This is a genomic window from Thalassomonas sp. RHCl1 (assembly GCF_947387555.1).
In the GTDB taxonomy this organism is placed as follows: Bacteria; Pseudomonadota; Gammaproteobacteria; order Enterobacterales; family Alteromonadaceae; genus Thalassomonas.
The window spans coordinates 74,765-87,089 of sequence record NZ_CANDNZ010000022.1; the positions used below are offsets into that span (position 1 = coordinate 74,765).

Below are 12,325 nucleotides of genomic sequence, written 5' to 3' on the forward strand. Positions count from 1 at the left end.
AAGTGTTTAGCTGTTACTATTTTAGCTAAACTTTAGGCCAATTATCTTTGTGCGATTGGCGTCACTTTTCTTGGCTCAGAGCCGATATAATCGGCGCTTGGGCGAATAATACGGTTATTGTCCCTTTGCTCCATCACATGTGCAGCCCAACCGGTTAAGCGTGAACAGACAAAAATCGGTGTGAACAGCTTGGTAGGAATGCCCATAAAGTGGTAGGCAGAGGCGTGGAAGAAGTCGGCATTACAGAATAACTTCTTGGTATCCCACATGTATTCTTCACAGGCTACAGAAATATCGTAAAGTGAGCTGTCACCGAATTCTTCAGCCAGTTTTTCTGACCAGGCTTTGATGATCACGTTGCGCGGATCTGAAGTGCGGTAGACCGCATGACCAAAGCCCATGATTTTTTCTTTGCGTTCCAGCATGCCTGCCATTTGCTCTTTGGCATCGGCCGGCGATTTGAACTTCTGGATCATGTCCATCGCAGCTTCATTGGCGCCACCATGTAATGGGCCGCGTAATGAGCCGATAGCGCCGGTAATACAGGAGTACATGTCTGATAAAGTAGAAGCACAAACACGGGCGGTGAAGGTTGAGGCATTGAACTCATGCTCGGCATATAAGATCAAGGACACATCAATCACGCGACGGTGCAATTCAGACGGGGTTTTGCCGGTTAACAGTTTCAGGAAATGGCCGCCGATAGTGGTTTCATCGGTTACACAATCGATTTCTTTGTTGTTGTGTGAGAAATGGTACCAGTAGGTCATGATAGCCGGGAAAGCGGCTAATAAGCGGTTTGCCGCTTTGTTTTGCTGGCTGAAATCTTCTTCCGGCTCCAGGTTACCTAAAAATGAAGCACCGGTGCGCATCACATCCATAGGATGGGCATCGGCTGGGATACGCTGTAGTACTTCCTTTAATGCCTGGGGCAGATCGCGCATACCGGCAAGTTCGGTGTTGTAGCTGTCTAACTGTGCCTGGTTTGGCAATTCGCCGTTAAACAGCAAATAGGCGACTTCTTCAAAGGTAGCATTTTCGGCAAGGTCTGAAACATCGTAACCGCAATAGGTTAAACCGCTGCCTGATTTGCCAACTGTACAAAGTTTAGTTTCACCGGCGCTTTGACCGCGAAGGCCTGCGCCTCCTAATTTTTTATCTACCATGTTTGCTTCCTCAATATTAAAATTTGTAGTTTCTCCGGTGTGCCGGGGGCTGTTATTTTTATTTCCCCGGCAACACCTGCAGGTCCTGTTGCAATAGTTTTATTTTTCTGCGCTTATTTGTTTTTGCCTTCGGCAAACAGCGAGTCCAGCTTTTGCTCATACTCGTGGTAGCCAAGGTAATCGTACAGATCCATACGGGTTTGCATGGTATCGACTACGGCTTTTTGGTCGCCGTTTTCCAGGATAGAGGTGTATACCAACTCGGCGGCCTTGTTCATGGCGCGGAAGGCACTTAGCGGGTAAAGCACCATATCGGCTCCCCACTCACCCAGCTCTTCCTTATTCCATAGCTCGGTTTTACCGAATTCGGTGATATTGGCCAGGATAGGTACATCTAAGGCTTCGGCGAAGGCGCGGTAGTGCTCTTCGGTTTGTACCGCTTCGGCAAAGATACCGTCGGCACCGGCGGCGACATAGGCTTTGGCGCGTTCAATAGCGGCTTCCAGACCTTCCTGGGCGAAAGAATCGGTACGGGCCATGATGAAAAAGTCCGGGTCGGTACGGGCATCAACGGCTGCCTTGATGCGGTCGACCATTTCTTCGGTAGAAACAATTTCTTTGTTCGGGCGGTGGCCGCAACGTTTTTGTGCTACCTGATCTTCCATGTGCACGGCGGCGGCGCCGGCTTTTTCCATGTCGCGGATGGTTTTGGCGATGTTAAAAGCGCCACCCCAGCCGGTGTCGATATCCACCATTAACGGCAGATCACAGGCGGCGGTAATGCGCTGCACGTCGGCAATAACGTCGTTAAGTGAGGTCATGCCTAAATCAGGCAGGCCGTAGGAGGCATTGGCTACTCCGCCGCCAGACAGGTAAATGGCCTGGTGGCCGATTTTCTTGGCCATGATCGCCGTGTAGGCGTTAATGGTACCAACGATTTGCAACGGTTTGTTGTCGGCTAATGCCTGACGAAATTTTTTACCTGCACTCATGATGTTTCTCTCTCTGCTATAGCTTGTTTACTAATTTGTGTTCAATATTGTTTTTTGAATACATGATGTGGCGGCGCATCAACAGCTCCGCCAGTTCTTCATCCCGGTTGGCGATGGCCTTGACGATATGCTGATGTTCATCAAAGGCGGTGGTCACCCTGGGGCCTGCCATGCCCAGCTGTACCCGGTACATGCGCACCAGGTGATAAATACCGTCGGTGAGCATGCCGATCAGATGTTTGTTTTTACTGCCGAGGATAATGCGGTAGTGAAAATCGACATCGCCGGCTTCCTGGTAATAGGAATCTCCGGTTTTCACTTCCTGGAAATGGGCCGTGAGCAAGCGGGTTAAGTCGGCAATTTCTTCGTCGCTCATGTTTTTCGCCGCCTGCCTTGCCGCCATGCCTTCGAGAGCTTCGCGGATCTGGTACAGTTCTACCAGGCCTTCCGGCGTTAATGCTACTACGCGGGCGCCGACATTGGCTTTGCGCTCCACCAGATGGCAGGATTCCAGGCGGTTAATTGCTTCGCGGATCACTGCCCGGCTGACAGAATATTTTGTCGACAATTCTGTTTCGCTGAGTTTGGAGCCTGAAGGGATCTCGCCTTCAACAATTTCTTTTCTTAACTGGAAAAACGTTTTATCCGCAGCGGTCACGGCTTTTTCGCTGAAAAACTCCATAAGAACCAAAATTATTTTATGAATAAAGTGTCGACAATATAGCCGCTTAAATGGGATTCGTCAATCAAATGCCGGTATATTGTCGACAACAGTGCGGTAAACTCAGGTACAGGAGATTATAATGAGTGGATGAAAGTAAGCCTTTAAAATACTGATTTTTCTTTGATAAAAGGGGGTTATACAACGTCAAAGGGCGTCCCTGCCCGGTGGATGAGTTATACCTGTTGAGGCTTTGTTTTTGGTAAAACTATAATTGCCAATAAGGCTAATGCCAGCAAGAGCAAACTGGAAGGCTCAGGCACACTTAGCGCGTCCCCTGCGTTTACGGCTTCGATAGCATCCAGGTCAAAACCTGCGGCGGCACCTGAAATGTCGGTGATACGCAGTGAAGTTATATGGTTTATGCCTAGCAGGTCAAAATCAATACTAATGATATTGTTGACATTAGCGTCGCTAAAGATATCCAGCAGGAAAAAATTCAGGTTATCTGTACTATATTCCACCCGGGCATCTGCCGGATAAGGCAGGTCATAAGTATGAATGATAAGGTCAGCAGCACCGGTGCCGTCAGCTAATGCCGCCTGGTTATCGGCAAAGGATACGGTCACGGCAGTGTTGTTATCTATCTGAATAAATTGATCATCCGGTGCGCCTAAAACACTATTGATATTACCTGAAAAGCTGCCGTCGGCTTCAACATAAGTGCCGTAAATCGGAGTAGCGAATACAGAGGCTGAAAATAGTGTGGATAAGGCTAACAAGGCGGATAAGGTGAGTTTTTTCATCATGTGCTTTTTCCATTGTAAAACGTAGGGAATTTGTAAAGTACGTGAAGTAATTTGTTTAGTCTACAATCACTTGTGATAATGTTGAGTTGTCGAATCTTGATAAATACCGTTTTATGGGATAAAGCGGGAGATGATATCGTGATCGAGTGTTTGGGAAGATGGCCGGAAGTAGCTTGCCACCACTTGTAAAGTCGGCTGGTCGACTAAAAGAGCAGCTGTTGTTTCTGAGTAAAGACCAGTTTAGCCGGTGTTTTGTCTCTGAAAAAGCAAGATAGCTCTGTTATGCAAGGCTTATATGTTAAACAAGTGCGCCTGCTATCCTTTTACTGGGTTTACCCTCCTGCAAATCCATGCAGGAGGGGAGCCTAGGCTTTTTGGTTAAAACAATTCTTCGTTAATGATATTTTACCCGCCTTAAAAGCGGGTGATGAAATCTTTATAATGAGTGCGAACATGGTCGAGCCAGTGGGTCATATAGAAGCTTTTGCCGTTGGCAATTCTGATATCCATATGCTTGACGGCTTCCGGCCCTTTTAAAAACCTGAAGTTGTCACTTTTCCGGCGGCCGGTGAGCTGGGTGCTGTCCGGGTTGAATACTTGTATTAACTGAGACTGGCGACGTAATTTACGCTGCTCGGCGATCTTCTCGGCCAATGCTTTTTCAACCAGCTTAAGTTGCCTGGTGCGCTCTTCCCGCTCTTGCTCCTCCAGGCTGGCGTAGCGGGTGTTCAGACCTTGTTGCATGTGGGTTAGCTCGACGGTTTTTTGATTGATGCTGTTGCCGACTTTATCAAGGGCTACTAACTTTTCCTGGAATCGTGCCAGTATTTCTGCCGGTGTATGAACCACCCAAAGCAATATTGGCAAGTTATATTTCTTGAGGATGATTTTGATATAGCCATCCTGGCTGTCGTCAAACAGGCTGTAGCTGTTATCGTAGACAAAAGCGCCGCCGCTTTCCTTGATCAGGTCAATATCATCCAGCTTTGGCAGCAAGGTTTTTTCATTAAATTTTGCTGGCGCGACAATAAATAACTCAACAAAAGGCAGGTAATAATCCAGGGTTTTGGCGGCGGCAGATTTTAAGCTGGTATCGATATAACTGCTGAGAATGCCGCCGAAAGTACAAGGGGCCTCTACCACCTCTTCAACCTTGGCGCGGAACTGGTTCAAATATTTTATATCCTGATTGCCCGGCGTTTCATCGTCTTTAAATTGGATGCTGCTTTTAAAGCTGTCATGCAGTTTTTTGTATATCAACATAAAGCCGAGCATTTTCTGGCAATTTTCCCGCTCGTTTTTTTCGGGGACCTTTTCCAGCAATATGGCTTCAAAGGTTTTGCCGTTAACGGTTTTCCCTTTGATTTCATTATTCCAGCTGGCCATTACCTGGGCACTTAAATCTTTTTCAAAAAGGCTTTCGATTTTTTTGAAATCAAAGCCAAATAATTTATTGATCAAGTGATCTGAGCCCGACTGCAAGTACTTGCAGTTATAATCATCAAGCAGTAAGCCGTTGACATCCTGAATGAGCGGCCGCATAAAGTCGAGTTTGACTTCAGAGATCATGCCGTCAAACAGGGCTTTGATGTTGCCAAACCTTAAGCCTTCATTGCTTTTCGCGTTCTCATCGCTGCCATAGATATTTTGCACCGCTTTGGTCACCCTTTGTACCCGCTTCCAAAACTTATGGGGTGAGCCGCTGATATCAATAAAGACTTCCAGTATCAACAGAATGTTTTCATTGAGCTGATAATCCCAACCGGGGACATTGAGCCAATAACCGCGATGGCCCTTTAGCAATAAGGCTTGCTCCTTGTCGGGCTCTTCCTTGATATCACAATTGGGCAGGGCAAAATATTGCACGGTATGGGTGTTAACCTGCTGCCATTGCTGTATCGCTTCTTCGCTATCCCGGCGGGGGATGCTGACATCGATCAGCTCGCCCCTGAATTTCGCCCTGAGCCCGCGGTCAAAGGCTTTCTGCTCCGGTGAAAACCAGTCTCTTTTACCGAACGACTTGCGCTCGCCGTCATTAAAAAAGTCATGGTTGGCGTAACGCACGATAATGCGGTACAGGTAAAACTTGGAGATGGTGGCGTTCAGTAAAATCGAGCTGGAGTTGGGGGCTTCGTTTGAACTTACACTATCATCGAGCACCATAGAGGTTGGCGGAAAGTAACTGTTGAAAAACAGCGCGTCGTTATTGATCCCTTCATCTGCCAGTTTTTTGCGCAGGCCCTTGATGTCGGAATTTTTTCTTTCTTCCAGATCGGCAATATTTGCCAGGGACATGGCAGTATCAAAATGGTTAAGCGGATGCATAAGTTCCATGCCGGCGCTAAACACCATGTTGCTTTGACTGGTATTTTCCAGGGTCAGGTTCAATGCTTCCCGATCATCTTTCAGCGGAGTGCTGACCTGATAGGCGGTATCGACCTTACATGCCTTGGTATTGCCGCTGGCCTCTTTTTCTAACAGGAACTGATAACGGGGAAAGTCCAAAACAGCATTGTTTATGGGCTCGGCTTTAAAATGGTCAAGCCCTTTTTGTTGCTCAGTGCTGAATTCTTTACGGTTGTAACTTAGAAACAGATCCCACTCCTTTTGAAAGCTGGGTAAATATTCCTCTTTCAGATAGGTATGGATCTGGCGGTGGATATCGTACCATTGGGCGATCGGCAGATTCGGGTTGATAATGATTTGATTATCAAAGTCACTCCAGGTTTTGGTGGTGCCGAACTGCTTGCTGCGATACTCCCTGAGCAGGTTTAATGCCGACCCGCCTTTGATGAAAATGCGCACGTTACCGCCGTACCTTTGTTGCAGGTACTGGGTCAGCTGGGCTATCCAGTCGAGGATAAACTCCCTGACCGGCCTTTGGTTGTTGAATTCCTGGGTGAGTTTGTCGTCGATTTCTCGTTGAAAGAGTGTTCTGCTTTTTGCCATGATTATTTCCCTCCACCGGCAGCGTCGATAGCTTTTTGAGTTAAGTTAGTGGTAAAAGACACGGCGTTCATCTTGTAATGAATGCGGCTTTTGTCTAACCAGTGTATTAAGTAGAAGTCGCGGGCCGTGGCGATGCGATAATCGATATAGTCAGCGATGCCTTTTTCCAGCAACACGCGGTAGAGTTTGCCGTTATCATCTACCAGCAAACGGCTGCTTTTCTCTGCCGCAAAGATCGAGGCATGGACATTGTCTTTTTTGTATTTGGCATAGCCTGCCAGCTGAGTTTTAACCTCGGTAATGATCGCCTTGACATAGTCGGAAAAATCCTTCGGATCGATATCCTGATCCATTGCCAGTAGTTTTTTACTGTTGATGAGATATTCGGCCAGTGGTTGATAAAGATTACCCTCCTGCTGGTAATTTGCCGGTTGCATACTTGCCTGCAGTTTTAACAGGGCGGCATGAATATGCTGTGTCGCCTTATCTTTATATGTCTTGGTCATGTCTTCGAGCTTGTCGGTGAGCAGTGCCAGCAGCTCAATCATCAGGGTGAATTCCTGGAATTTGTTGTTGCAATATAAAAGATTGCTGCGCTGACTTAATTCGTGGAACAGCTCTTTGGCTTCGGTTAATGCGCCAAAAATCAATTCAATCTGGCCGGCATTATCTTTTGCTTTTGGCAGGTTCTTTTTGACAACAGGGTAGAGAGCGGCAAAGCCGCCGACTTCATCAAAGTAATCAAGCATGCGCTGATTGTTTTCTATCTTGATCTCAAAAAGTTTTTTCAGTTGGGTGATCAGGGTGTACAGGCTATTGATGCTATTGTCGGCACGGGCGAGCAAGAGTTGGTGGCTGGCATGCTGCCAGACCAGAAGTTCTTCTAATTTCTGCTCGATGTTTTGCCACTTGGCGTTGTCGCCTGCCGCCAGGAGTTTAAGCACGACAATATGATCAAGATCTTTATGCTTAAGCAGGAAGTCATAACCATAGTCTTGTTTTTGCCCGGATGTGGCCTTGGTGACGGTCCAGTCTTTGGGGGCTTCTTCCTGCAATTCTTCGGCAGAATAAGCCTTTTTGGTTAACAGGTATAAAGGTACTACAGGTAAAGGGTAGCTTTCATCGTAGGCCCTGCCCAGGCGCAAATATTTATCCAGCTTTGTGCTTAAAATGCCGTCAAAGAAAACTTTTTGATTGTCCGGTTTAGGCTTCTCAAGACTGACGCGCAAGGCATTAATGATTTCCAGCTTGGCAAAGGGCAGCTTGAATTTGGTTGCCAAGACTTCATTTATCTTATGGCCCACCTGTGTACAAATAAGCAGCTGTTTCATCTGCTTTTGCTCTTCATCGCTTTCAAATTTGGCGGTGATCACACCTTTGGCATTGATCTTTTCTTCGATATCACCACCAGCCTTTACTTCAAAGTCATCATACCAATCGTTGTAATCTGCGAACTCCAGATCGGCAATGCCGGCTTTGGGTAACACTTGTTTGAGCGCCAGGCTTATGGTGTCATCCAGTAAAGGCGTAAAATAATCAAATCTTAAGGTGCGGGAGAATTGTTTAAAAAAACACTTGATACCGCTTTGGGTTGATTTGTTATAGAGGGTGTCGAGATCAAGCGCCTCCTTAAAAACTTTGCTGTTGTTAAGGGGGTGCTGGTCGTCATCTTGAGATATTTGTTCGATTGCCGTTAATGCTGCATAACCCCGGGTTAAACGTTTATAGAATTTATGAGGCGAGCCGCTGGTGTCGGTCAGTACCTCGTTAATCATATTGATGTTTTCTTCCAGTTGATATTCAAAATCCGGGATGCGTATATGCTGGCCATCATCCCCCAGGTATCTGGGGTTCGCCTGAATACGAACAAGTTGCACTCCTCTTTTGACGACCTTGTTATCAGGCACGAAATAGGGATTATTGTCAGTTAATCCCTGAATATTTTTACTAAAACGCACCCATTGGTTGAGGGTTTCTTCGGATTCGCGGCGCGGGATACTGATATCAATGATCTCTCCCCTGAATTTGATCGCTTCGGCATTGATGTCTTCCCGGTTGACCTGGCCCTCATAACTTAGCCCGGGTTTTTTGTAGCGTGCGATCAACCGGTATAACAGAAACTTGCCTATGGTGGTGTTGATCCAGATAGAGCTGTCTTTTTTCACTTTTTTGCCGCGAAAATCTTTGAGTACTGCGACACCGGGCGGGAAATATTCATTCGCTTCGCTGTACTCAGGCTTCATAAAGTCAATATCTTTGTCTTTTTTAGCAAACAGGGTGCGAATGTTGTCGAAGTAGTTAACCGGGTGCAGGTATTCACTGCTTAAACACAGTAAGACATTACTCTGCATTTTTAGCTGGTGCTCTAACGGCAGTCCTTTGGCTATTCCCGGGTATTTGTTAAAGTCATCTTTAAGTTCGTCTTTAAGCTCGGTATCTGAAATATCGATTTGTTTTAATGTTTTGCTGCCATCGTAGCTTGGTTTTGGCAATTTACCCTTGTCCGTTTCACCGATCAGGAAGCCGTCCCGGGCCGGCGGCAGAATGTCGTTTTTGATGCAGTCATGGATTTGATTGAGGATTTCATACCACCATACTTTGGGGAGGAAAGGGTTGATCACGATTTGATTGTCAAAATCACTCCATTTTTTATCAAAGAGCTCTTTCTTTTTTTTATCATCGGTGACATTCATTTTGTATAGGTTCAGGGCCGAATTACCCTTGATATACACTTGCACCAGTTGACTGTCGAGGTCGTTGATATCGCCAAATCGACTTTGAATATTCTTCGAAAGGCGGGCAATTGTTTTTAAAATAAACATCCTGGCTTCAACCTGATTGTTGATCCGTCCGGTTAATATATCGTCAACCGCCCTTTGTAGATCAGTACGCGCTTTACTCTTTGCCATCGCTAAAACCTTATTAATTAACTGTATTTTATCTTCGATAGCAGAGATTATTGACGTACTGAACCATTAGGCTGGCCTGGCAGATATGCCAATAAATAACCTTAAAACTGATTGATTATGAAAACCTAGTGAATAATGCTTTATGCAGGCTTTACCCGCCTGATCGCAATAACCTCCGCCGGGGTCTATAAGGTATTTCAGTCAGGGATTATTTGTTCGGTGGAATCAATGGAGTTATCGGTGAAACAGCTTAATCTTGCAAAGCCGTGGTTTGTTTTGTCTAAAGGCTACTTGAAGGAACTGCCTTGTGGACTTAGCCGTGGTAAATGAAAAGCCGGCATTCATCCGCTAATGTTTGGACGGGCAGCAGGGGCAGAAAAAGTAAGGGAGTTTACGGCTAAACTCCCTTATGCTTTGATGTGTCATTTGCCTCAGTTGAGGCTGCTATTAACTTGTTTTAAATTGATTCACCAAGGCTTGTATCTTGATGGTCAGCTCTGTGGTGTATTGGCTGTTGTCGGCGGTTTCCTTTGAGCCGGCGGAAGTGGTTTCGACATTTTGGTTAATACTGTCGATGTTGCGCCTGATGTCTTCTATGGTGGCGCTTTGCTCTTCGGTTGCCGAAGCAATCTGGTGGTTAATATCAGTGATCGCCATGACAGAGCCGGATATGTTTTCCAGAGCACCGCCTAACTCTGTGGTGTCCTTTACGCAAGTTTCCGTTTTGATATGGCTTTGCTCCATCACGGCAACGGCATTATTGGCTCCAACCTGCAAGCCTTCTATCATTTCGCGAATTTCTGTGGTGGAATTTTGTGTGCGCTGGGCAAGGGTTCTCACTTCATCTGCCACTACGGCAAAACCCCGCCCCTGTTCACCGGCGCGGGCTGCTTCTATGGCGGCGTTTAATGCCAGTAAATTGGTTTGCTCGGCAATACCACCAATAACATCGAGCACTGTGCTGATATTATTAGTGTCTTTAGCCAGCTTATTGATAACAGTAGAAGAGTTTTCAATATCGGCTTCCAGGCTATTGATGTTTTTGATAGCTTTTTCCACCACCCCAATCCCTGAGGTTGCATTTTGGTTGGCAACATTGGCCTTATCCGCACCGTCGGAAGCCAGCATAGCAACATCCTGAATGGCCGGCACCAGCTGTTCTATGGCGACAAACAATTTTTGAATATCTTCTTTTTGTTCGTTGATGGCATTATCGGTTTGTTGCGCTGTGGTCGTAAGCTGGTTTGAAGAGGCAGAAATTTCCTCGATCATGCGGCGCAGGTTGACGACAACTGTCTGGATATTGGCGGCAAAGCTGTTAAAGCCTTTCCCCAGGGTTGAAAGTTCATCACTGCCTGAGTCTTTCAGGCGTTTTTGCAGATCGCCATCGCCTTCGGCAATATTGAGCATAGCGCCGGTTGCTTCCTGTAAAGGTTTAAACAGGGCATAAATTAATATCACAATCAGTAAGGCGATCAGCAAGGCGGCCACTATCTGGCTGCATAAACTGATCAGCAACCAGCTCGAAGCGGACTCTTCTATTCCCTGCAAATGCTGTGCGGTACGCTGATCAAGGGCTTTAAAAAATTGCGTGACAGGTGCTAAAATTTTTGCGGCTTCATTGTGGTAGGCATTATCAAAAACGATACGCTGGGCAAAGGTTTTTACGTCTTCACCCGGTAAAGCCTGAAATGGCCCGTCAACGACATAGCCTGATTTAATCGACTCCATGGCCTGGGATTCGGTGGCAACTAAAGCGTTGGAGTTTTCATTCGCCAGGGCTAACAGGTCGAACTCCTGCCTGGAAAAGTTAAGCTCGCGCATGATGTCGCTTTGTTTCTTTTTAACCCCGGGGTAGAGTGCCGGGTCGGTATTGTCTGCTCTTGGGGATTCGCCATTACGCCATTTGATAACCTGCCAATAGGCATCCCAGTACTTTTGTTCGCCTGTGGCGACAAAGCTGCGGCATAAACGGGTTAAGTCCAGTGATGTCTGGCGGAATTCATCTGCCAGCAAATAGGAAAGATACCGGGTTTTGCTCGCCTGTGCCTGTTGGCCATTTTTAACGTTGGCGATATTTTGAGCCACTATTGAGCCTGTAACCAGCAGTACAATTGCGATTAATATCGCAATTAATTTTTTCTTAATCGTCATTACCTACCTCTTGTAATTAAATTTATCGAAAAAAAGTTGTCACTTGTGTCAAGTTTTTGTGCGCGACATGTTTATGCTGGGGGCTGAACATGTAGTAAAAGTTAAAGGATTAAAATTGGGTGAAAGTGTGTTTGTTTTTCTATATAAGCTGTACTTTTGCTAGATGCATAATAGAGCTATATTGCTTAATACGCTTATCATAAGTGTTTAGCTGTTAATTACCCGGTGCTTTGTATTAAATTGTTATGTGCAAACTACCCATTTCAAAGGGGTAAAAATGAATCCTAGTTTATTTGCTTAAACCTGTGCGGCTAGCAAACAGCAACTGAACATAAGCGATAATAATTCCGAGGATCAAGTAGTTTAAATAAAGACCACCATAGAATTAACGCTTCACTAACCTGTTATTTTCTTCATTAACACCCGAGCCAAATTTTAATTGAACACAGATTTGTTTTAGGGGGGCTTTAGAAAGGGCAACTTTTTATTTTTAAATTGTGATGTGTGGTGTTTAGCCGAAAAATTAACCTTGCTCATGCATTTTAGCTCTCTTTTTGAGCTATTTCAGCGGTGGCGACTACGATAATCAGATATTATTAAATTTATTTAAAAAAGGTGTTGACCTCACCAAGAAAATGTCTAAAATGCGCATCCACTTCCACGGGGCAGCCCAACGAAGTGTTTT

Annotated in this window: 7 protein-coding genes; all 7 read right to left on the reverse strand. The window is 45.8% G+C overall.

What is annotated here, in order from left to right:
- Positions 1–41: 41 nt before the first annotated feature.
- The 7 genes from prpC to QL234_RS30340 all read right to left on the reverse strand — a co-directional run bounded on the left by prpC (position 42) and on the right by QL234_RS30340 (position 11,640).
- Positions 42–1,166 (reverse strand): 2-methylcitrate synthase, encoded by a 1,125-nt coding sequence (prpC, locus tag QL234_RS30310; RefSeq protein ID WP_281561462.1) that lies wholly within the window; start codon positions 1,164–1,166, stop codon positions 42–44.
- A gap of 113 nt (positions 1,167–1,279) precedes the next feature.
- Complete coding sequence (gene prpB, locus QL234_RS30315; protein ID WP_281561463.1) at positions 1,280–2,158, reverse strand: methylisocitrate lyase; 879 nt, start codon at positions 2,156–2,158, stop codon at positions 1,280–1,282.
- A gap of 16 nt (positions 2,159–2,174) precedes the next feature.
- Entirely contained in the window at positions 2,175–2,840 is a 666-nt protein-coding gene (locus tag QL234_RS30320) for a GntR family transcriptional regulator (RefSeq protein ID WP_281561464.1), read from the reverse strand.
- A 215-nt stretch (positions 2,841–3,055) separates the two neighbouring features.
- The gene (locus QL234_RS30325) at positions 3,056–3,628 is read right to left on the reverse strand and encodes a PEP-CTERM sorting domain-containing protein (RefSeq protein WP_281561465.1); all 573 of its coding nucleotides are present in this window, start codon (positions 3,626–3,628) and stop codon (positions 3,056–3,058) included.
- Between the two features lie 414 nt (positions 3,629–4,042).
- Entirely contained in the window at positions 4,043–6,577 is a 2,535-nt protein-coding gene (locus tag QL234_RS30330; protein ID WP_281561466.1) for a hypothetical protein, read from the reverse strand.
- A gap of 2 nt (positions 6,578–6,579) precedes the next feature.
- Positions 6,580–9,486: a hypothetical protein gene (locus QL234_RS30335; protein ID WP_281561467.1), complete on the reverse strand. Its 2,907-nt coding sequence runs from the start codon at positions 9,484–9,486 to the stop codon at positions 6,580–6,582.
- A 447-nt stretch (positions 9,487–9,933) separates the two neighbouring features.
- Positions 9,934–11,640, reverse strand: coding sequence for a methyl-accepting chemotaxis protein (locus QL234_RS30340; RefSeq protein WP_281561468.1), 1,707 nt, complete (start codon positions 11,638–11,640; stop codon positions 9,934–9,936).
- Positions 11,641–12,325 lie beyond the last annotated feature (685 nt).